Annotated in this window: 13 protein-coding genes; all 13 read right to left on the bottom strand. The window is 36.8% G+C overall.

Annotation, left to right across the window (positions count from 1 at the left end):
• Window positions 1–11: 11 nt before the first annotated feature.
• Window positions 12–2537: an ABC transporter permease gene (locus tag FD31_RS05800; RefSeq protein WP_057891825.1), complete on the bottom strand. Its 2526-nt coding sequence runs from the start codon at window positions 2535–2537 to the stop codon at window positions 12–14.
• A gap of 9 nt (window positions 2538–2546) precedes the next feature.
• The gene (locus FD31_RS05795) at window positions 2547–3248 is read right to left on the bottom strand and encodes an ABC transporter ATP-binding protein (RefSeq protein ID WP_057891824.1); all 702 of its coding nucleotides are present in this window, start codon (window positions 3246–3248) and stop codon (window positions 2547–2549) included.
• 455 nt (window positions 3249–3703) lie between these two features.
• The gene (locus tag FD31_RS05790; RefSeq protein WP_057891823.1) at window positions 3704–4957 is read right to left on the bottom strand and encodes an MFS transporter; all 1254 of its coding nucleotides are present in this window, start codon (window positions 4955–4957) and stop codon (window positions 3704–3706) included.
• Between the two features lie 392 nt (window positions 4958–5349).
• Window positions 5350–7296: a M13 family metallopeptidase gene (locus tag FD31_RS05785; RefSeq protein WP_057891822.1), complete on the bottom strand. Its 1947-nt coding sequence runs from the start codon at window positions 7294–7296 to the stop codon at window positions 5350–5352.
• 524 nt (window positions 7297–7820) lie between these two features.
• Window positions 7821–9764: a M13 family metallopeptidase gene (locus FD31_RS05780; protein ID WP_164480486.1), complete on the bottom strand. Its 1944-nt coding sequence runs from the start codon at window positions 9762–9764 to the stop codon at window positions 7821–7823.
• A gap of 641 nt (window positions 9765–10405) precedes the next feature.
• The gene (locus tag FD31_RS05775; protein ID WP_057891821.1) at window positions 10406–10870 is read right to left on the bottom strand and encodes a universal stress protein; all 465 of its coding nucleotides are present in this window, start codon (window positions 10868–10870) and stop codon (window positions 10406–10408) included.
• Between the two features lie 17 nt (window positions 10871–10887).
• Window positions 10888–12108 (bottom strand): carboxylate--amine ligase, encoded by a 1221-nt coding sequence (locus FD31_RS05770; RefSeq protein WP_186811236.1) that lies wholly within the window; start codon window positions 12106–12108, stop codon window positions 10888–10890.
• Between the two features lie 653 nt (window positions 12109–12761).
• Complete coding sequence (locus FD31_RS05765) at window positions 12762–14072, bottom strand: BspA family leucine-rich repeat surface protein (protein ID WP_057891819.1); 1311 nt, start codon at window positions 14070–14072, stop codon at window positions 12762–12764.
• 200 nt (window positions 14073–14272) lie between these two features.
• Entirely contained in the window at window positions 14273–17032 is a 2760-nt protein-coding gene (locus FD31_RS05760; RefSeq protein WP_057891818.1) for a BspA family leucine-rich repeat surface protein, read from the bottom strand.
• 492 nt (window positions 17033–17524) lie between these two features.
• Window positions 17525–20197, bottom strand: coding sequence for a BspA family leucine-rich repeat surface protein (locus FD31_RS05755; RefSeq protein ID WP_057891817.1), 2673 nt, complete (start codon window positions 20195–20197; stop codon window positions 17525–17527).
• Window positions 20198–20550: 353 nt separating this feature from the next.
• Window positions 20551–22464 carry an asparagine synthase (glutamine-hydrolyzing) gene (gene asnB, locus FD31_RS05750; protein WP_057891816.1) on the bottom strand — a complete coding sequence of 638 codons (1914 nt, stop codon included), beginning with the start codon at window positions 22462–22464 and terminating at the stop codon, window positions 20551–20553.
• Window positions 22465–22478: 14 nt separating this feature from the next.
• On the bottom strand, window positions 22479–23648 hold the full coding sequence (locus FD31_RS05745; RefSeq protein ID WP_057891815.1) for a metallophosphoesterase family protein: 1170 nt from the start codon (window positions 23646–23648) through the stop codon (window positions 22479–22481).
• A 119-nt stretch (window positions 23649–23767) separates the two neighbouring features.
• Window positions 23768–24292 (bottom strand): GNAT family N-acetyltransferase, encoded by a 525-nt coding sequence (locus FD31_RS05740; RefSeq protein ID WP_057891814.1) that lies wholly within the window; start codon window positions 24290–24292, stop codon window positions 23768–23770.
• Window positions 24293–24333 lie beyond the last annotated feature (41 nt).

The following is a 24333-nucleotide window of genomic DNA, read 5'->3' as shown; positions in this document are numbered from 1 at the left end:
CTTACCTTCAATCATTCATTAGATTTTAACGCACCGATCATATCGATATGCTGCAATTTCTTATGCGTAACTAGCATAACAATAGCTGTGAAAATTATCATCAATAAAGTAGCAACTAAATATCCAAACCAACTAATTGTCAGTGGGAAAATAACTAGTTCAGTCGCGGCTTGATGCAAGATATAGGCCGTCAATAAATTTCCGACTCCATATCCAACAATAATTCCGATAATCGTCAAAATAATATTTTCCCGAACAATATACATCGTCACTTCATTATTATAAAAACCTAAAACTTTTATCGTTGAAAGTTCCCGAATCCGTTCGGAAACATTGATATTAGTCAAATTGTACAAGACGACAAATGATAAAACTCCTGATAGCAAGACGAAAATCAAAATAATTGGTTTCAATGATGATGACATTTTCGAAACGGTACTCAAAACATCATGCGTATAACTAGTGCCCATCACTTCACCAGAGTTCAACAATTTATTAGCCAAGTGTTTCCGTTGAGAACTAGTTTGTGACTTCAAATGTAATAACAACGTATTGGCATTGGCAGTCTCATCAAATTTAGTTTGATAAACGTTGGGACTCAAATACAAGAAATGGCCGATAAAGTTTTCGGTAATCGCACCAACTTTGACAGTAACTTTCTTACCATCAGTTGTCGTGACTTTAACTTGATCACCTTTTTTCACATCCAACAGTTGTGCCGTCTTCTTAGATAAAATTACGCCATCTTTTTGTAAACTTGTACCTAAATGGACATATTTATCAAATTGCTTGATGGACTTAGGCGTATAAATGTTGACATCATTAACTTGTTGACCGTTAACTTTTAACTTAGCTGTGGTTGAATTGATGGCTGTACTACTTTGATACTGGTCATTTTGATTCAAAATATCTTTAACATTCGTCAAATTAGCATCGTCATTTAATTTTACGACTGCTTGATAATCGAAAATATCACTATACTGACGATCACCACTGGCTCCGATTGAATTTTGAATCCCGAAACCAGTCAAAATCAAAGCCGTCCCTCCAGCAATTCCGATAATTGTCATAAACATTCGTGACTTGAAACGGAATAGATTTCGATAACTAACTTTACTGTTGAAACTAAGGTGATTCCACAATGGCTTAATCCGTTCCAACAAAATCTTCTTAGCTGACTTGGGAGACTTCGGACGCATTAAGGCAGCTGGACCTTCGACTAATTCCTTGCGAATAACGATAACAGCTGCTCCCAACGTTGCCAAGAGTGAGAAGACTAACGCAATTAGAATGACCCACCACTGCAAGCCAACGACCCAATCGAGGGCCATATATTGTTTATAGAGTGCTAAAACAATCCGTGGTAAACTCTCATTTCCAATCAAGGCACCTAAAACGGCCCCAATCACACCTGCTGAAATGGCATAATAGTAATAATTTTTAGAAATTTCCCATTTCGTATAACCTAGTGCTTTGAACGTTCCGATTTCACTTCTGGCTTCTTCAACCATCCGCGTAATCGTCGTGAACGTAATCAATGCTGCAATTAAGAAGAAGAACACTGGAAAGACATTAGCAATTGCCGCAATTCGGTCAGAACTCTCACCATAAGCTGAAAAGCCTGGTAAATCATCACGTGTTTGCCAAGTATAGCTTGTTTTAGCTTTCTTCAAAGCCTTCGTCCGAGCGGCATTCAACTGAACTTGCTGTTCACTAGCTAGTTGGGGATTGCTGGCTCGTAATTGATCTAGTTGGGCTTGTTGTTGATCAAATTGAGTCAAATAATCTGACATGACCTCATTGGTTCGTTGATAACTTCGATTCTTGAATTTCTTTTTGAGTAGCGTTAATTTCTTAGCTACACCATCTTTGTAACTGTCGCTAAAAGTATTTTTATCTTTCAAAGGAGCAAAGTGTAGATTCAACATTGTTGCCACGGACATATCGAGTTGTGCTTGCGGAATGTACGCAAATAACTGGACTTGTCCATCGGCGATATTCGTTGATCCACGGGACTGATTATCAATGTATTGTGGTGAATCGGCGAAACCGACAATTTTATATGACTTTTGCTTCAAACCTGAATCACTAGCAAATTTAAATTGTTGACCAAGTTTATAATCATATTTTGATTTGGCATTTTTATCCAAAACAATCTCATTTGCTTTTTCCGGTAACCGACCCCTGCGCATAATCAATTGATTTTGTTTGGCATTATCGTCATAACCGTACAAGGCCACCGCTACTTTATCTTTGCCACCGATAACATATTTAAATTTAGTAGCTTCAACTTGGGCACCTGGAACCTTCCTTGCTAATTGCAAATCATTTTCCGAAAAGCCAGTGGTCGAAATCACTTGGATATCCGACAAATTTTTATCAGATACAGTTTTGTCCAAAGAGTCATCTAGACTGGGACCGGCTGCTTTGACACCAACAAAAATCAAGACACCCAACATAATAATCAAGATGATGGCAATAAAACGTCCTTTTGATTTGCGAATATCACGCCACATATTTCTCGTTAGAGGACTCATTTTCATCACCTACCATTCAATATCTTGGACTGGAGTTGGATAAGGATTATCTTCAATTGACTGAACTTTTGCATCATGAATCCGAATCACTCGATCAGCCATTTTTGCCAAAGCTGAATTATGCGTAATCACGATAACTGTTTTATTATCCATATGGCTCGCATTTTGTAATAAGGTCAAAACTTGTTTCCCAGTCTCATAATCTAAGGCTCCAGTTGGTTCGTCGCACAATAAAAGTTTGGGATTTTTAGCTAAAGCCCGAGCAATCGCCACCCGCTGCTGCTCACCACCAGATAATTGGGACGGAAAGTTATCAATACGATCACCCAAACCAACTGCTTGCAATGTCTTCGTAGCATCCAAAGCATCTTTAACAATAGCAGAGGCGAGTTCAACATTTTCTTTAGTCGTTAAATTTGGAATCAAGTTATAGAATTGGAAAATAAATCCCACGTCATTGCGGCGATAAGTTGTCAATTCACGCTCAGAAAAGGTGGCAATATCGGTACCATCAATAATCACCTGACCCTCAGTTGGTGTGTCCATCCCACCTAAAATGTTCAAGACAGTTGATTTACCGGCACCACTAGGTCCCAAAATAACTGTTAGCTTACCTTTATCAACGTCAAAATTCAGATTATTATTCGCAATAATCGTCGTTTCTCCCATTTGATACCGTTTCGATTCGTTTCTGACTTCAATGTATGCCATCGTTTCCCTCACCTTTCTTCGTTATCTACCATTATATAAGAAAACGGATACAGTACAAAAAATAATAAAAAAGTTTTTGTTATCTGCCGTCTCTGTGAGCAAGAAACCTTTGGCGCTGTGGGGACCGGCTGGAGCCAAGGTCTCCATCCTCGATTTTGAACCTCGCACAGACCGCGAGTTTCAAAACTCGTCCCGTGGTGTAATGGCTAAAGCCATAACGCCACCTGCACTGCTGCCAAAGTTTCTTGCTCACAGAGACTAGTGTGTTCGTTGTATGATGATATGATTAATAGTCTAATTTTTTAGAAACAATCATATTTTTCACAACAAATTAAAGATTATATTGACCTCTGAAAAAACTAGCGAAATCTAAATACAAAAAAGCCAGATACCCACAATTGAATATCTGACTTAATACTATTTATACATATTCTAATTCCCGCACGGAAACCGAATTAATCTTTCAACTCTTTTTGTAATTGTTTATCGTAGTTTCGTGTAGCTGAATTCATCAAGACAAAGACGCCACAGATTAACGTTCCGACTCCTGCAATTACAAATAAGTTGTTAACTCCAATTTTATCAGCTAATGGTCCGGCAAAAACCAATCCGACTGGTCCTGCTAGACTCATTAGTGAATTCATGATTCCTAATACTCGTCCTAAGTTTTCTGGTGGATAACTCTGTTGAATGATTGCCATTAACAAAGTATTGAAAAATGGTGCAGCAATTCCTCCGATGGCATTTAACGCGAAGAACCATAGGAACCCTGTATAGTTTCTTGGTAGAAATCCACTAGCTCCCATCGTGATTCCCATGACCAACATTGAAATCAAAATTGGCTTGATTCGATCTGACCAATTTCCTAAGAAACCAATAATTGTTCCACCCACTAATGCCCCAACTGAATAAATCATTTCAATTATTCCTGCTTGAGCAACTGTACCTTTAAAGTATGACATGGTCATCAACGGATACATACTGACAGCTGGCATGAACATCAAGGTAAAGGCGGCCCCCATTAAAGTGATGTACCACAAACCTTTTTTGGCACGTAATTGATCCAAGCCAAATTTGGCGTCTGTCCAAACGTGAACTTTTTCGTCAATTTGTGCATTCTCAGGGATTTTTACGAACAAGATAATTGTCACCCCGATAATTGCTCCTAAAACATCAAATAAAATCAACACTGGCATGGAAATGATGGCAAATAAGAACGCCCCTAACGCTGGAGCAATGATATAGTTAGCCGACTGTACCATTCCCAATTGTCCATTAATTTTTGTCAACTGGTCTTTCGGTACCATGGTTGGTAAAATCGACTGAATCGTTGGCATTTGGAAAGTTTGGGCAATTGCACGAATAACTAAGGAAATGAAAACTAGCCAAATTGGAAAGTCATGTGTTACGAAACCTACAATCGCTAAAACGACCGCTACTAGTGCCGCGATAATATCCGGTACGATCAACAAGACTTTCTTATTCGTTCGGTCTACATAAGGTCCCACAAATGGACTTAATAAAATCATTGGCAACATCCCTAATAACGTTGCCATACTCAAGACCGTCGCCGACCCAGTCTGTTTCGTTAAGTACCAAATAATCGCATATTGAACAATCATACTTGTGATACCAGATAAAAATTGTCCGGTTAAAAATAAATAAATATTTCGACGCCAACCCTTGATAGAAAATGCTTCTTGTTCCATAAAAATCCCCCCCTTATATTGGATTTGTAACAAGCTGAAGAATTTTATCATATTTGTTTTTGGTTAGCAATAATTTTATATTTGGCGCCTCCAGGAACAAGAAAATTAGGTCGCTATGGGGACCGATTCGAGCCAAAGAGCGGTCTCGAATCTCGATTTTGAACCTCGCAAAATACGCGAGTTTCAAAACTCGTCCCGTGGTGTAAGGGATAAATCCCTAACGCCACCTGCACAGCGACCTAATTTCTTGTTCCTTCCGGCTATTTGTTAGCTGTAGCGTATTAGTTTTTAGAATTATTAATATACTTCTAATCCACAAAAGCTAGACATTCTCATTTACTCGAGAACATCTAGCTTATTTTTATAACATCAATTTTAAAACCATAACTCTATCACCAAATTACAACACGTTTATCAGGTTCCAACCACATACCATCGCCTGGTTTGACATCAAACGCATCATAAAATTCATTCAAATCTTGTGACATCACATTGGCTCGCATTGGTTGTGGTGCGTGGACGTCGGTTGCTAATAGGTCTTCGTTGTATTCTTGAGTAGCTTTGAAACACCATGATTTGGCCCACTGGATGAAGAATTGTTTGGGGTCGTAATCTGGTTCTAATTTGGCTGCTTCAATTGCACAACGCATACCGCCGACATCAGCGATATTTTCACTGACAACTAACTTACCGTTAACTTTGCCACCTGCATAAACGATACCTTGGAATTGATCAATCATTTGTTGGGTTAATTGTTTAAATTTAGCGTAATCTTCTTTGGTCCACCAATCATGCATATTTCCATATTCGTCAAATTGGGCGCCATTATTATCAAACGCGTGAGAAATTTCATGGGCAATTGTGGCTCCAATACCACCGTAATTTTCACTGCTTGTTTGTTTCAAACTATAAAATGGTGCTTGTAAAATAGCGGCTGGGAAAGTGATGTCGTTTCTTGATGAATCGTAACAGGCATTCACCATGTGCCCTGGCATCAACCATTTTGTTCGATCGACTGGACGTGTATATTCGGCCAAATTATCTTGTGTCAAAATTCGGTTCAAACGAATCATATTGTCGTAAAGCGTAGCTGACTCGTCTACGGTTAATTTGCGATAAATATCTTCCATTTTATCTGGGTAGCCAACTTTCAAAACAATCTTGTCTAACTTAACAATGGCCTGTTTCTTAGTTGATTCGCTTAACCAATCGTTATCGCTTAAACGTTGCTTATAGATTGCAATCATCTGTTGAATCATTTTCGTAACGTCAGCTTTAGCTTTTTCACCAAAATACTTCCGTCCATAATAGACACCAACGACTTCATCAAACATTTTAGAAGTTAAATGATATGCAAACTTGACCCGACTAGGCAGTTCCTTTGCACCACTCCGAGCTAATCTAAACTCACCATAAATTTGTCGAAATTCCTCACTGACCATTTCGGCATTGCCCATAACATATCTGACAATCATCCAAGCTTTGATGTTTTCAAAACTGGCATTATTGATTAATTTATCCACGTTATCTAAAAATCTTGGTTCCACCACGATAACCTTTTCTGGTTGGTCGTTGATTTCACCTGTCACAAAGTTTTGTAAGTTCAATGATGCCGACTTCTTAGTAAAGTCCGCAAAATCATATGGATTGTAAATTTTCGTATATTCAGCCCATTCTTCAGAACTCTTTACGATTGGGACAAGTGTCTTATCAAATGTAGCAGCCTTTTGGACAGTGGTTTTGGCATCATCGGGATTGTAACCTAGTTTCTGTAATAGACGTGTTGCAACGTCGAGATACTTGGCTAATAGCTTTTGTCCAAATTGATTATCAGCTTCATAATATGATTTATCAGGTAAAAACAAATCAGTTGCCCCAACATAGGCAACGTTTTTAGCAGTATCCTTCATGTCAGCTTCTACAAAAATCGACAATGGCAAGGGAAAATTATCTTTATCTAACTCAGCCATATTTTTGTTCAAGTCGGTTAGTGACTTTAGAGCCTTGATACGGTCAATATCTTTTAACAGTGAATTATTTTGCACCATCTGTGATGTCTCGGAATTGTTAGCAACGCGATAAAGTTTAACTGCTTGTAACAATTCGGGGTTATCAATTTGACTGTCATTTTCAGCAAAGTCATGGAATTCTTGCATTAAATTCTTTTCGATTTCTAGTTCCAAATCGACTGAAGCACCAGCACTAGATTTATCTGCTGGAATCTGGGCTGAATCCTGCCAAGCTCCGTTGACCGCTAAATACAAGTTATCTTTATAATCGGTTGGCTTAGTATCTAAGGCTAAATCGCCTGCACCACCAATAATTTTATTAATTCTCAATTAACTCACCGCCATAACTAGTTTTGTGTTTCTATAATACTCTTCTAATCATATTAGAACAATCGTAAGTCTTTAAAATATGCCGTCTCCGGTCAAAATGCGAGAAACCCTGCTGTGGGACCGGCTCGAGCCAAGGTCTCGACCCTCGATTTTGAACTTCACACAGAACGCGAATTTCAAAATACGTCCTGTGCTGTAAGCGATAAATCGCTAACACCACCGTCACTGCAGGTTTTCTCGCTTTTGACCTCCGACTAATTTATTCTTATATTTGTTTATTAAGATTGATACTACATACAAAAAAGATAGCCATTAGAAATATCAATGATAATTTCATTTCCTTTGGCTATCTTTTTTTATTTGATTTATTGCTTTTGTTGTTTTATATAGGCAGTGGCTCTGAAACGGGCTACGACAGGGAAACTCCTTCCACTTTACCTAACTTAACAAATCATCCGCAAAGTTCGCGGACAATTCGTTAAGTCATGCAAATGCTCGGGAGCTGAACGCCCTGTCTCCGCCCTCTACCAAATATTCACTCTCTTATCTTCATCTAACCACATGCCATCGCCTGGTTTAACGTCAAAGGCATCATAGAATTCATCCATGTTTTGAGCCATGACATTTGCACGTAATGGGGCTGGTGAGTGGACGTCGATTGATAGGAACATTTCTGTCAATTGTTTAGTTGACTTGTTTCTCCAAACTTTAGCCCAGTTGGTGAAGAATGCTTTGGCATCGAAGTCTGAATCTTGTTTGGCTGCTTCCAAAGCACAACGCAATCCACCGACATCGGCTACGTTTTCACTGACTACCAAAGTACCATTGACCTTGCTTCCAGCGTATGGAATGCCGTCAAATTCTTCAATCATTTTCTTAGTTAAATCTTTGAACTTAGCGTAATCTTCTTCAGTCCACCAGTTGTTCATATTACCGTATTCATCAAATTGCGCACCATTGTTATCAAAGGCGTGAGAAATTTCATGGGCGATAACGGCACCGATTCCACCAAAGTTTTCACTATTTGTTTGCTCCAAACTGTAGAATGGTGCTTGTAAAATAGCAGCTGGGAAAGTGATGTCATTGCGTGATGGATCGTAACAAGCGTTAACCATGTGTCCTGGCATCAACCATTTTTCACGATCAACTGGCTTGTGATATTGATCCAATGAGTCTTGCGTAATAATTTTCTTAATACGTGAAACATTGTCATACAACGAATCATTTTCGTTAATTTCAAATTTACTGTAAATATCTTGAATCTTATCAGGATAGCCGACTTTGATAACAATCTTATCAAGCTTTACGACAGCTTTTTTCTTAGTATCTGCACTCAACCAAGTATTGTTAGAAAGTCTTTGCTCGTAAATAGAAATCATTTTTTTGACCATATTACGAACATCAGCTTTAGCTTTTTCACCAAAGTATTTCTTACCATAGTAAGCACCGACCACTTCACTGAAAATACCTGAAGCAAAGTGATAAGCATACTTCGTTCTGTTTTGAAGTTCTTTAGCCCCACTCTTAGCAAGTTGATACTCACCAATTGTTTGACGGAATTCTTCATCAAGGATTGAAGCATTGCCAGTTAAGAATTTAACCATCATCCAAGCTTTGATATTTTCAAAAGTATCGTCGTTAACAAGTTTGTTCAAATTGTCCAAATATCTTGGTTCTGTGATGATAACTTTTTCTGGTGTGTCATTGATCAAATCAACAACTAAGCTCTTCAAATCAAGCTTATCTGATTTAGTAATGAATTCAGCAAAGTCCATTGGGTTATAAACTTTTGTATAGTCAGCCCATTCTTCAGAACTCTTAACGATTGGAACTAATGACTTATCGAATGCCAAAGCTTTTTCAACGATTTCTTTAGCATCTTCAAGCTTGTAACCAATCATTGAAAGCAAACGGCCAGCAATTTCAGCGTACTTAGCCAATAACTTTTTACCTGATTCATTGTCTTCAGCGTAGTATGACTTATCAGGCAAGATCAAGCCAGCTCCACCAATGTAAAAAGCATTCTTAGCTGTATTTTTCATATCAGCATCAACATCGCCATTGATTGGTAGTGGAAAACCATCTTTAGAAAGTTGTGCCATATTTTCACTTAAGTCTTGTAAATTGCTTAAATCGCTAATACGTTGCATATCTTTCAAAATTGGTTGTTGGTGAAATTTACTTAAATGATCAACGTTATTAGCTAAACGATATAGTTTAACTGCTTGTGTCATTAAATCATCATCAAGTTCTTTTTCACCATCAGCGTATTCATGGAATTCTTTCATCAACTTCTTCTCGACACCTTCGTCAAGATCCATGAAACCACCAGTACGTGATTTATCAGCTGGAATCTTAGCATTTTCTTGCCAAGCTCCATTGACTGCTAAATACAAATTATCTTTGAAGTCGGCTGGTTTGGCGTCAACCATGTCGCCTGAACCACCGATAACTTTACTCATTAACATATTTAATCCACCGCCGTTATTTTTTAGTGACTACTATATCACTATTTTTATTTTATTAGAAATTTCCGCCTCCGGGAGGGAGCAGATAGTGCCTGCTGTGGGACCGCCTGGAGCCAAGGTCTCCAGGCTCGCTTTTGAACTTCGCAAAAATCAGCGAATTTCAAAAGACGTCCTGTGGAGTAAGGACTAAAGTCCTAACTCCACTATCACTGCTGGCACTATCTGCTCCCTCCCTCCGGCTCTTTAGTTGGAAATGATGTATTAGATTTAGATTGTTCATTTTAATACTGAGTTCAAAATCCAGTGAAGTGAAATAAAAAAATGCTAGTTCAAAAGCTTCTTTGTTTCTACTAAAAATAGTGGACAGGCCCTGATTGGGGATTGTCCACTATTTTTTTGTTTATTTTTTGATGTTAGTTATTTTTTAAAACCGCTTTTCATTTGGGGGGAGCTTGATGTTATGTATTCTACTTTTGGGCAGTTCTGTTTTAGAGCGGCTGGTTAGGCAGTGGCTCTAAAACGGGCTACGGCAGGGCAACTCCTTCCGCTTTGCCTAACTTCACAAATCATCCGCACAGTACGCGGATAATTCGTGAAGTCATGCAAATGCTCGGGAGCTGGGCGCCCTGTCTTCGCCCTCTCTATCTAATCACACTAACCGAACATCTAGAATTATTAACAATCTTAGCAGCCTGTGAACCTATTGTATTACGTGTTCTATTCTTTTCTTCAACACCAACAATTACTAGATCTGGTTCAAAGCTTGGAATCACTTTATCAACGATTGTTGTTCCCGGTGTTCCTTCTGTTACCATCAAATGAATATTTTTAACTCCAAAATCTTCGGCCTTTTCTCCGTACATCTCAAGTAATTCCTTGATTTCCTCACGGCGTTCTTTCAAAACTTCTGGATCAAGGGATTGGAAAATGTTCAAATCTCCTGTTTCCAATACTGAAACAATTCCTAATTCAGCGTCGTGATGTTTTGCTAATGAACAGGCATAATTAAAAGCGTTTTTCGATGACACAAAATCGTCTGAATCGACACAAATCAAAATCTTAGAATAATCTACCTTTTTAACTTTGTATCCTTTTATTTCGTCCATCAATAAATCCTCCTAAATTATTTAAAGTCGCGTCCTTTGTTTTCTTGGAAGTATTCATCAAATCTCTTTACATAGTTGTGGAACATGTATGTTAACAACAACCAACGTCTGAATGACTTATCTTTATCATAAAAGACTGTTGTACCAACGCGATCTTGTTTGATCAATTCATCAGCATATTCAGTGGCGTCATTTTTAGCAGCATACTTCTTGAAGACTTTAACTGGTACACCTAGCCATAGTTTATGTTGAGCCTTGTTCTTGTTAGCATAAACGGTTGGTTCGTTTTCAAGATTGCCTTCAACGTAATCTTCAACTACATACTTAGCCAAATTGTAACCATTAAGAGTTACGAAGAAACTACTTCTTCCTTGACGTAAGTTAATTTCAAAGAATTTGAATGTCTTATCACGAGCGTCATACTTCATATCGAAGTTTGCGTAACCTGTGAATTCAATATCTTCAAGGAATTTTTGAACACGGTCGTAAACATCCTGATTGAATTCAGGAATGATAGCCACATAGTTACCAATTGATTGTGGTGTGGGGTCTTCCAAAATTGGGTGACCTAAACACATCATTTTAACGTGATGTTCTTGATCAACGTAAGCATTCAACACACGCATGTTGGAATCATCACCAGGGATAAAGTCTTGCAAAATCAAATCAGACTTGTAGCCGTTGTCATAAATTTTGCCGACGATACTCATGTATTCGTCTTGTGAATGGATAGTGAAGGCTTTTTTACGTCCTTCAAAGTGAATATCCAACCACTCAACACTATTAGCAGGTTTTAGAGCCACTGGGAAATCAAATGGCACATCCATATCCTGCTTATCTTCATACATATCTTTGGTAATAATCTTCGTCAAAGGATGTGGCAAATTGTGTTCGTCAGCAACCTTATAAAAGCTCTCTTTATTATTCAATGATTTTAGTAAATCATAATCGACATATGGGCAGACAAATGTCTTTGATAATTCATCTTTGTGTTTGCTGATAAGTTCGGCATAACCATCACCACAACCAATTAAAATAACTGGTTCATCATGGTTTTGGTAAACTTTCGCAATTTCACGCATTTTTTCAATAAAAACAGGGTCTTCAGAAAATCCTGGGTGAAGTGTTAAGTTTAAGATGTTTGTATATCTTGTAGGTGCCAATTGGATATCAGCATAGGCCTTAACAGTGCCCCCATAAAGTTCATGGAAAGCACGAGCCATTCCGTAAACATTCATATCACTACCTAATAAAATAGGCGTGAATTTTTTTCCTGATTCAGTTTCGATAAGGATCAACCTCTTACTATATTAATTCTATTTTTAATTTTTCACACATTTCAAACAAAATTATACCATACTCAATTTATCACAACGAGTATCGCTATGGGTTTTAATTTTAGAGCCTTATTATTTTCTTAATTTATTGCTTGAAAAAGGCTTGAAATGGCGTTTTTATCATAATTTTTCTCACATAATCCGATAATTATTTTATGTCGGCATTTATTAATATATCATATATCGACAGTAACGTCATAACGCTACCCGGTTATCATATTTTTCGTCTTTTTGGTAAAAAAAGAATCATATCCATAATGTAAAACGAATACGATTCTTGGCTTTGTTTTTTTTGAATTATTCCGCCGGAGGGTGAGAGACAGTCTTGCCTGCTGTGGGACCGATTCGAGCCAAGGTCTCAAATCTCGCTTTTGAACTTCGCAAAACCCGCGAATTTCAAAAGACGTCCGTGGAGTAAGAACGGAAAATCACCGTCCTAACTCCACCTTCACTGCTGGCAGACTGTCTCTCCCCCTCCGGCTAGGTTATTTCTTTTTTTGTTTAGTATATTTAGATAACTAATATATTGGCTAATATATTTATATTAGATTCAATTACTCATTTACTATTTCAACATTGTCTGAATCAACAAATTCGTTGGCAGTAATTTGGTAGTATTTGTGATTGCCAAGAATTACTTCTTTTGATGTTTGCCATGTGCTCAATGCGCCTAAGCCACGGTTTGTTAACAGCTCTGCTCGACTATTGAACAAGTTCGTCATTACAACATCTTTAGTCTTAACTAGATTTTGAGCTTCACGATAAATAAAAACATCTTCAGCTTTGATCCATGAATCACCCAAGACGTGATAATACTTTTGATTGCCTAGTTGCAATTGTTTATCACTGAACCAACTGTATCCTGGTCTAAGTGTATTGCCGTCATTAATTTTTCCATTCATGCTGTATGTTTTAGCAGCTTTTAAATCTGGGTGAACGGAAATATAGTTCATAAATTTTGTAACTTTACCTTGTTCCTCTGATGGTTCTGGCTCTGGTTTAGCTGTTACAACTGTTTCAGTTTCCACCGTCTTTTGGGGTCCTGCTGCCTTTTCGACTGTTGGTGTAGGCGTTGTAACGGCTTTTGGCTTGATAACTTTTTCGGCCAATTGTACTGATGAAGTTGTTTGAGCTGCGGATTGGACTACAGCTGGTTTTTCGACAACTTCTGTATAAGTGACCTCTTCATTGCTGATCAACCCTTCATCAGTTGCTGTTACGGTTAAAGTCTTTCTATCAGCGTTAAATCCAGTAATTTGTGGTACGGCAACTTCAAAGACACTGCCAACGTACTCTGGACGGATTTCATCTGGTACTGTCACAACGATATCTTTGTGCAAATTATTAGCAACCATAATTCTAAAATTACCGAGGTATTCTTTTTCAGGTTTAACGACCCAGTTGCCTTTATCATGGTGTTTCAAAAGTTCATCAGAACTAATGCCGATTTTGTTAGTTGGTTTCGGATTCTTCGTTGTACCTGTACCGACATCAATCCAAGTCCGGTTGACCAACTTCAAATCCTTTTCCTTATTTTCGGGCACGACAAATTTATCGCCCAATTTAAGTGACTTCAAAGCATCGGTTGCTTGGAACATATTATCCATACTTTTAACATTCTTAGTGTCAAAGTTAGATAAATCTAGTTCCTCCAATGTTTCACAACCTGCAAACATTCCGTTCATATTAGTTACTTTTTTCGTATCAAAATTAGTTATGTTGAGCATACGTAAATCACTGCATCCACCAAACATCTGTGACATGTCTTGGACACTATTAGTATTGAAACTGGATAAATCTAGTTTTTTTAGTGACCGACAATTTAAAAACATTTGGCTCATATTCGTAACATTGCTAGTATCCATTTTTCCACCCCTAATTCAATTTCTAGTCGAAATCCCCGAGTGCTTTTTCAACTTAGAAAAATATCAAGTCTACTATATCAAATAATCTTATCCACTATTTAGGTTTGATAATAGTTTTATTGTTTCTTAACTTTATCCAAAAAAAGAGACAAAAAAGAAGACATTCAGCTTAATCGACTGATTGTCTTCTTTATATTTAACTAAGCATTTTTAATGACCGTAACATCTGATTTTTTAACAAACTCATTTGTAGCTACTCGGTAGTATTGACTTTCACCAAGATCACCAATTAAATCACTGTACCAATCAGTATCAGGACTCAACATTCTACTTGTTGCCAAGGTTCCTTCAGCGTGAATCAATTGCTTAGGAGCGCCGGCATTAGTTCTAATAATGACCTTATTAGGTTGGTAAAGGTAAGCTTGGTTAGCTCTGACCCATTCGTTAGTTGAAACACGGTAATATTTCATATCAGAATTTTCACTACCAACGTTGGCTACTTTATCAAAGTACCAATCGCTACCGGCTTCTACTTCACGGTTTGTGATAGGGACAAATTTTTGACCCTCTTGCTTGTATAAAGTTACATTTCCTTGGTCGGGATAGATGGAAATTCTATGAGCATCTGATGTTTGAGGTCTGTCAGAAATGAAAATATTTTCCGAGGTACCACTGCCTCCACCAGTTGGAATCTTTGTATAGTTAATAACGTCATCTGTTGTAATACCTTTATCTGTTACAGTTGCTGTAATAGTCTTTTTGTCTGCTCGATAACCCTCTTTAGAAGGCACATCAAGCGTAATTGGAACGCCAATTTTACCATATAAATCAGGATAAACTACATCTTCTCCCGCTTTCCCATCAACTGTAGTAGGAGCATTCAAGGTGACTTTGCCAATAATTCCTACCATAGGTACAAATGTTTTAACGCCTACTTTTCCTGAACCATCATAAGAATGGTCTATTCCGTCATGTACATTTCCCGAATCATGTATATTTCCCGAATCATCTTTATAACCTGAACGGGCATAAAAACTCGTTGAAGGATCAACCACTCCATTTTTACCAATGCTGACCCATTGATCACTTGAGTCTGCATCTGTATCTGTATCACTATAATCTTTAAAATATAAATTCGTATATTCTGGAAATTTATTAGCTGGTCCTAAGGTAATTTGATTTATAATGGCCTGATAAAACATCCCAATATCTGAATTGGTCAGCATATTCCACGTACTAATGTCCAACTTTTTTATGTGTGCACCGTAAAATGCACTGCCCCAATCTTGAATCTTTGAGCCATCGAAGTTAGGGATTGAAACCGTATCTGCCATTATTGTATTAAACATCGAATTGGCTGACGTCACGGTGTCTGAATCCGCCTTAAAATCTGGCATATTTATATTTTTAACTCTTGCATTCATGAACATACTTTCAATGGCATTTGAAGCAGTTAAACCATCACCCTTAAAACTGGAAACATTTAAAACACCGGGAGATTGTATATACGTGCCATTATTTATTAATGAATTAAGTCCATTAAATATTGAATACATTGTTTGAACATTGCTTGTATTAAAACTACTTAAATCAAGTAATGGAACTTCCGCATCTGAAAACATATATGACATATCAGTAACTTTACTTGTATCAAAAGACTTTAAATTAAGTGCAGAGAATACTGCTCGAGCAAACATAGACGACATATTAGTAACCGAACTTGTATTAAAACTACTTAAGTCAAGTGTTGGAACTGATAATCCTGAGTATGCATTAGAAGAATTAACATCAGTAAACATAAATGACATATCAGTCACTTTATGCGTATCAAAGTTACTTAAATCAGGTATTGGCAGATCTGAATCTGAAAACATGTACGACATATTTGTCACTAAACTTGTATCAAAGGAACTTAGGTTCAACTCTGAGGCTTTAGTACCACTAAACATACTTGACATATCCGTTACATTCTTGGTTATAAAGGAGCCCAAGTCCAGTGATGGCAAAACATCATCTTTAAACATTGAATTCATATTTGTTACATAACTTGTATCAACTTTAGATAAATTCATTTTTGGAGCATATTCTGGAAAAAAGACGTGCCCTTTCGAGTCTAACATTTGTGATGATCCAATTTCACTAAATAAACCGCTTGAATCTTTTGGAAGATACACTTTCTTAGTAGCCACTGATGTATCAATGTTAAGAACATGAGCTTTCATAAAGTCCGAATTCTCTAACATAGTCTTAGTATAAATTGCATCTAAGGTACCATTCAGAAAATATAAATTTTTAGCATTCGTTATAAAATAAGGTGATGTTCCGTCCATCCCCTGTTGATAAATACCCTCTTTTTTAATCTCAGGAGGAATTTGGCTATCATCAATATTGTATTGCGTACCTGATTTAACCCAATTAGTTGTATCTGTATATCCTGTATTTGGGTCATATTGTACAATTTCAGAATCACCCGTTACTTGCTGAGGCTGAGATTCACCTGCTGCTGATTCCTCTGCAACAGTAAGAGATTCAGGCTTTGTCATACCACTTGGTTGTTCTGTATTTCCACCATTTCCATTACCCGTTGCTAGGTTTTGATTATCTACTGGTTCAGGGTTGCCTTGCACATTCTGAGGTTGTTGCTTATCTTGAGTATTCAGAACAGATTTCTGGTTAACGTCATCCGCTGATGTACCATTTTTAGCGGCAGCGGGTGCAGGAGTCTGAGTTCCGGTAGACTCGTTTCCATTAGATGTTGAAGTGTCACTATCCATAACAGTTTGTCCTTGAGTCACACTATTACCAACTGCATCTGCCTGAACTGACATCCCACTAGCTCCTAAAAGCATCAGTCCACTGGCAAAAGCCAAAGATGAAGCGACAACCCAACATTTACCTTTTTTGTAAAGTTTCTTCCGAATAATTGCATTAGGATTTTTTTTCAATTGATTAAATCTCATTAGTCGTCTCCCTGGAGAACTCATTTATAATTGCACGGTTCTCTTACAAATAATAAAATTTTCCAAAAATATCAAAACTAAAAAAATAAACTCTCCTATAAGTTATTTTTTTCAGTTATTCCTTTAACTTTAAATATCAATTAACGTTTGAATTTTATACAAGCTTACTGGTAACTAGTTTGTAGCTCTCACCTTCCTCAAGGCGGTCAACTAAATACATGCATCTTTTCTAGTGATATTCTTTATTTCCTTATACTGTGTTTAATTAACATGCCAATTCCTTAATACCTTAATAATAACGCTATATAAAATTTATCGGTCAATTTATATCGAATAAATTATTCTTTCTTTATTAATTTTTAAGACATATTTAGTTTTTAAAATATAGAAAGTCGTATTAAAAATATCATGACTTTTTACACCAGTACGAAAAAATAGACCAGATAAATTTATCCGGTCTATTTTTAAATTTTATTCTAATTCATTTCAAATCTATGCATCTTGAATTACTGTAACATCTGCTTTATTAACAAATTCATTCGTAGCTACTCGATAATATTGTCCTTCACCGAGGTAGCCAATCAAGTCACTATACCAATCGGTATTTGGACTGATCATTCTACTTGTTGCCAAAGTTCCCTCTGAATGAATCAATTGCTTTGGGTCACCAGCTTTAGTTCTAATAACAACTTTATTAGGTTGATAAAGATACGCTTGGTTAGCTCTAACCCATTCATTGGTCGATACACGATAATACTTCATCCCAGAATTTTCACTACCAACATAAGCCACTTTATCATAATACCAACCACTATCCGCTTCCAATGCACGGTCTGTGATAGGTACAAATTTCTGACCTTCTTGTTTGTATAAAGTCACACTACCTTGGTCGGGATAAATGGCTATTCTTTGGTAATTTGCTGTTTGAGGTCTGTCAGAGATGAAAATATTTTGTGAGGTGCCGCTACTTCCACCAGTTCCTCCGGTTGAAATCTTTGTATAGTTAATATCATCTTCCGTTGTGATGCCACTATCCGTTACGGTTGCTGTGATAGTCTTTTTATCTGCTTGATAGCCTTCCTTAGGAGGTACATCAAGGGTGATTGGAATACCAATTTTTCCATATAAATCAGGATATGTCACATCTTCATCATCTTTGCCGTCAACTGTAGTAGAAACATTCAAAGTAACTTTACCAATGATATCGACATCTGGCACGAAGGTTTTAACTCCTAATTCTCCTGAACCATTGTAATAATGACCTACACCATACTGAACTGCATCATCATCGTTATATTTCGCAGCCTCTTCACTTATTGGAAGTGCGTAGAAAGTCGTTGTAGGATCAACTACACCATTTTCACCAATGCTTATCCATTGATCATCTTTATCCGGAATATTCATCCCATCATTATTGTCCCTAAAAGACAGGATTATGTCCTCTATAAAACTATTGGTTGGTCCTAACGTAATTTGTTTGATAACTGCTCCAAAAAACATTTCCGTATCTGAATTAGTTAACATACTCCAATTACTAATATCTAGTTTATTTATGCGCGCATCCGTAAAGGTCTTATCCCAATTTTTAATCTTTGAACCATCGAAATTAGGAATCGAAACTGTATCCGCAGTAAGTCCGTTAAAAATTGAAGTTTCAGAAGTAATTGCATCTGAATCGATCTTAAAATTAGGCATATTTATATTTGTAACTCTTGCACTGCTAAACATATTATCAATAGCGTCTGAGGTATTTAACCCACCACCCTTAAAACTAGAAACATTTAAAGTAGCCAGAGGGTATGCAAACTCATTATTACTACTATTTTGCACCGCATTAAATTGATCAAACATGCACTTCATTGTTTGAACATTACTTGTATCGAAACTACTTAAATCAAGTATGGGAACTGCTGCTTCTGAAAACATATATGACATATCAGTCACTTGACTGGTATCAAAGGACTTTAAATTAAGTGTTGAGAACACTGAAGAACTAAACATATTAGACATATTAGTTACATTACCTGTATTGAAACTACTTAAATCAAGTGATGTAACAGCTTGTCCTGAAATTGCTTTTTGGTAATTAATACCACTGAACATATTAGACATATTCTTCACGTTAGTTGTATTAAAGCCACCTAAATCCAACACTGGTATCGCTGTACTATTAAACATGTCAGACATATCGGTCACATTACTTGTATCAAAGGAGCTTAAATCAAGCTCGGGTACTGTCGTACCACCAAACATATTAGACATATTAGTCACAAACCGTGTATTAAAACTACTTAAATCAAGTGATGAAAGATAGTCACCACTAAACAATCCATTCATACTCGTCACATTACTTGTATCAACTTTAGAAAGATTCAACTTTGGAGAATATTCCGCAATCATCCCCCAAAACTCTTCATTTCCAAGTTGGGAAAACATTCCATCCGATTTTTTTGGAAAATATACGCGATCTGCTAATGATGTATCAATATTAAGAACATTTTTCTTCATAAAATCAGAATCACCAATCAAGTTTCTAGTATAAGTAGCATCCAATGTCCCATCAAGAAAATAAAGATTTTTTTCGTTAGTTACAAAGTAAGGAGACGTCCCATCCATTCCACTTTGAAAAATACCTTCTTGATGAATTTTATCCGGAATTTGCTCATCTGGAATCGTATAATCTGTTCCAGACTGGTAATATTCATTGGTATTATCAACAAAGTCTGCATCGGGATTATAATCTTTTATTATTGTTTGTTGTGTTTCAGTTCCAGCTGGAGGGTCATCAGAATTAGCATTTTCAATTGATTGTTGGTCTTCATCTGTTGCATCGTTTGAAGATGTTTCATCAGAAACTGGTTCCTCTGTAGAAACTAATCCCTCTTTATCTTGTGTTTCATCAGCTGGAGTATCTAACAATCCTGTAGATTGGCTGGTTTCTGTTGGAGTAGTTTCTTTTTGTTGAATATCATCAACATCTGCCACAGACCGCTCTTCTGTATCTGAGTTAACTACATCAGCCTGTACTGAAATGCCACTAGTTCCTAAAAATATCAGTCCACTTGCCAAAGCTAAAGACGAAGCGACTACCCAACTCTTACCTTTCCTATAAAGTTTTTTTCTGATAACCGTGTTAGGGTCTCTTTTCAATTGATTAAATCTCATTCGTTGCCTCCCGGAAAAATTTATTTACTTAATTAATAAATTCTCTTGCCAAACAATAAACATCAATCAATACCTTTAATACCAGAGCCATGGGTTCCTTTTAAATCTTTAACTTTAAAGCAAAAACATCCTTGATACATTTAATAATAACTCTATAAGCAATTTAATAAAGCGCTTTCATAAGCGTTATTTTGGTTGTGAAATGCCATAACCCATAATTCACCAAAAAGGTGAGATTTTCACTTAACTAATTTTTCACTATAACAAAAAGAAGTTGTCTCCGACTTGAAATATCATCAAGTTAGAAACAACTTCTTTTACTTTTCTACAATTATTATATTAAGACTATAAAACTAATCTTTGTTTTCATCTTCAGGTACAAATACTTGAGGATCAACATCTGGTTTCTTACCACCATCGATGAAGAATACTTTATACCAAATCAAGAATGAATAAATTGTCCATACTTTACGACGATCATCGTTTTCACCACGATAACAACCATCAAGCATCTTCAAAATAGCATCTTGATCAAAGAATTCGGCAGCAAAATCAGCACTGAACAACTTACGGAAGTCTTCGTAAACTTCCTTAGTTCTAATCCAGTCACGAATTGGTACTGGGAAACCTAATTTTTCACGCTTAGCCCATTCTGAAGGAAGTGCACGTTCAGCAGCAACACGCAATGCATACTTACTATCTTTACTGTTCAAAAGATACTTTGTAGGTACGCCGGCAGCAACTTTTGCAACTTCTTTATCTAGGAATGGTACACGTAATTCCATTGAGTTGGCCATACTCATACGGTCAGCTTTAAGGATGATATCGCCAGCCATGAATTGGTGAAGGTCAAGATATTGCATCTTCTTAACTTCATCATTGTAGTCACGAACTTTGTTATAACTCTTCATAACGATGTCATGTACAGAACGTGATTTTTCAAATTCTGGCTTAACTAAAGCAGCAGCTTCTTTTTCAGTAAAGACTTTAGCTTGTCCGATAAAGAATTCTTCAGCCTTAGCTGTTGATTCGTACAAGTGTAATCTTCCTGGGAAGTTTGGCATCTTCTTCAAACCATGAGCCAACTTGTACTTAACACCCTTAGGTAGTTTCTTCAAATCTTCAGCAATTACACGAATTGCCTTGGAATGTGAGTGGAAACCATAGTTAGCATAACCGGCGAACAATTCATCGGCACCTTCACCAGAAAGGATAACCGTAACATCACGACTAGCTAGTTTTGTTAAAAAGTATAGTGGCACTGATGAAGGGTTAGCGTCTGGTTCATCCATATAGTATTGAATCAAAGGAAGTGACTTGATGGCCTCTTCTTTTGTAACGATACCACGTGTATTTTCAAGACCTAGCTTATCAGCTAACATCTTGGCAGCTGTACCTTCTTCATAAGTACTTGTATCAAAATCAATTGAATAAGTATGTTGTGGCTTCAAGATAGCTGTAACGTAACTTGAATCAACACCACTTGAAAGTAATGAACCAACTGGCACATCACTGATTGAGTGTTCTTCAACAGATTCACGCAATGACTTGTCGATACGTTTAACAGTTTCTTCAAATGACAAGTTGTTAGCTTTGAATTCCATATCCCAGTACTTCTTGATACTCAACTTACCATTCTTAAATGTAAAGTAGTGGCCTTCAGGAATCTTGAAGACGTTCTTGAAGAATGTTTCGTTCATAGCTGAGTATTGGAAAGTCAAATATGGCTTCAAAGCAGCTTTATTTAGTTCCATCTTGAAGTTTGGTTCCTTCAAGAATGCTTTAATTTCTGAACCAAAAATAAATGTACCTTCACGGTTATAGTAATACAAAGGCTTGATACCAAAGAAGTCTCTAGCACCAGTCATATCACCAGTCTTAAGGTCATAAATAACGAATGCAAACATCCCACGAACCTTTTTCAATAAACCTTCGATGCCCCATTCTTCAAAACCATGCAAAAGAACTTCGGTATCAGTATCAGTTGTGAAAATGTGTCCGTCTTTCTTCAAATCTTTTCTAATATCTTGATAATTGTAAATTTCACCATTAAAAATAATGGCCTTTGATCTATCTTCGTTATAAATAGGTTGCATACCACTGTTAATATCAATGATACTCAAACGGCGAAAGCCTAAAGCAGCGTCTCCTTCAAATAGTTCACCAGAACTGTTTGGTCCACGGTGCTTGATTGTTTCCATCATCGCTTCAATTACAGGTTTTTTATCTGCAATGTTTTTATCTACGAATCCGACAATTCCACACATAAAATAATTCTCCCTTATATTTCAAAACTTACATACCTTGTTGCGGCTCCGTAACCAAAAATCTGTAAGCGTAGTTTATTCGGGTCGATATTAATGAAATATCCGGCTAATTCGGAAATTTCATTATATCGTCTGTCCCATTTTTTATTGTAATCAGTCGTTAAACCGTGCTTCTTCCCCATAAGGGCCGAACAATTTAATATTATATGATTAATTTCAGAAACTTTGTAGTTTTTTTCGTAATGCATATGTCCACAAAGATAAGTTGTCACCTTAGAAATGCCGGTAGACGAGAAATCATAGCGGATATTAACACCAAAATCTCCAGTTAATTCATTTTTCAATTGTCCCGAAGCTTTGTTATTAAATGCGACCAATAGTTGTTGCACAAGATCACCATTAAAGTTTAACGCACTGCGCCCACTTGGACTAACGATATTGGCATGTCCCATTACGACTACATGCTTATCAACAGTACGCTCTAAAACGGTGGTCAAATCTTCTAATTGTTGTTCTCGGACACCACGAACCTTCTTAAAATCGTACTTCTTCGAACCATTACTTAGAATATAAGGAATATCACTAGTATCGATAAAGATAACTCGGATGTCACCTTTATCATACCAACCCACTCTAGAAACGGGATTCAAACGTAGAATCTCAGGTTGTTCATAATCATATTTTGTAACTAATGAATCATAATCATCTCGATGAAATGATGCAGTTTTAAAGAATCGATGTTCGTCATATTTATCATTCTCATCGTGATTTCCCTCAATGATGAAAAATGGAGCTTTGCTTGCTTGATAATTTTCAACCGCAAATCGTAAAATACCACGACTAATCTCAGGTTTATCACTGCCATCCATCAGATCGCCTAAATGAACATTCAGGTCAACCCCAACGTCATCGCTGACTTTATTGGCCTCAATGATGTGCCGCATGCCATTGATTCCATAGTAGGAAGCACTAACAACGGCCTTAGCATGAGTATCGGTTAGAACAGAAATTGTCACTGTATCATCATTGACATGTGGTAAGACATTATTTTTATAAACACCTTCGATATAATCAACGACAAAAAGTCTCGGCTTTAATCTTCTCAAAAAATTATCTGTTTGAGTTGAAATAAATTCTGAAGGTCTAGGTGAAAGCACACTTCTTGCAATATTTTTGATTTTCAATTTACCGTTCTCTCCTAATATCCAAACCATGGATACAAATATATTAAAAAAACCATCTTAACGATGGTTAATTATGGTTCAATTATATATCAAAAATATGAAAAATAATCTATCTTAGCTTATTTCAAAAGAATTTGGTAAGCCTTTCTGATTCCATGATCTTCATCCATTGTGATAGTTCCTTTTTCTTCAAAACCGTTACTCTGAATGATGTGTTGCATCACTAGATTATCTGGATGTGTATCGATTCTAACGTCACGATAACCAAGGTAATGTGACATCGTCAATAGTTGTTGAATCAACGCTGCACTGAGGTGTTCGCCTTGATGATCTGCTTCAATTGCAATCCGATGAATCACGGAGTAAGTCACTTCAGAATTGCTGTCCCATGTACCAGAAGTCATGTTTTGGTAATTTTGATCGTAGCCCTGTTGTAAAGCAGCTGCTCCAACGACCTCACCATTAAGTATTAAAACATAACTTATATCTTCTTGAATATCTTGTTTCAGGATTTCTTTATTAGGATAACCACTTTGCCATTGATCAACGCCACGGTCCCGTAAGGTTTTCTTCGCACTATCAATAATTTCAACAATTCTTGGCAAATCGTCAACAGTAGCCTGACGTAAATAAATATTACTCATAAATGATATTGCCTCCTTATTTCATCAGAGTATTAAAACAG

It is taken from the genome of Companilactobacillus nantensis DSM 16982 (genome assembly GCF_001435815.1).
GTDB lineage: Bacteria > Bacillota > Bacilli > Lactobacillales > Lactobacillaceae > Companilactobacillus > Companilactobacillus nantensis.
The sequence above is the reverse complement of the archived record's forward strand: the minus strand, read 5'-3'. Positions and strand labels throughout refer to the sequence as shown.

Coding starts and splice junctions, on each gene's coding strand:
- FD31_RS05755 (WP_057891817.1), bottom strand. CDS start 20,197: ATGAGATTTAATCAATTGAAAAGAGACCCTAACACGGTTATCAGAAAA.
- FD31_RS05795 (WP_057891824.1), bottom strand. CDS start 3,248: ATGGCATACATTGAAGTCAGAAACGAATCGAAACGGTATCAAATGGGA.
- FD31_RS05770 (WP_186811236.1), bottom strand. CDS start 12,108: ATGAATGTTTACGGAATGGCTCGTGCTTTCCATGAACTTTATGGGGGC.
- asnB (WP_057891816.1), bottom strand. CDS start 22,464: ATGTGTGGAATTGTCGGATTCGTAGATAAAAACATTGCAGATAAAAAA.
- FD31_RS05790 (WP_057891823.1), bottom strand. CDS start 4,957: ATGGAACAAGAAGCATTTTCTATCAAGGGTTGGCGTCGAAATATTTAT.
- FD31_RS05780 (WP_164480486.1), bottom strand. CDS start 9,764: ATGTTAATGAGTAAAGTTATCGGTGGTTCAGGCGACATGGTTGACGCC.
- FD31_RS05765 (WP_057891819.1), bottom strand. CDS start 14,072: ATGGATACTAGCAATGTTACGAATATGAGCCAAATGTTTTTAAATTGT.
- FD31_RS05760 (WP_057891818.1), bottom strand. CDS start 17,032: ATGAGATTTAATCAATTGAAAAAAAATCCTAATGCAATTATTCGGAAG.
- FD31_RS05740 (WP_057891814.1), bottom strand. CDS start 24,292: ATGAGTAATATTTATTTACGTCAGGCTACTGTTGACGATTTGCCAAGA.
- FD31_RS05800 (WP_057891825.1), bottom strand. CDS start 2,537: ATGAGTCCTCTAACGAGAAATATGTGGCGTGATATTCGCAAATCAAAA.
- FD31_RS05775 (WP_057891821.1), bottom strand. CDS start 10,870: ATGGACGAAATAAAAGGATACAAAGTTAAAAAGGTAGATTATTCTAAG.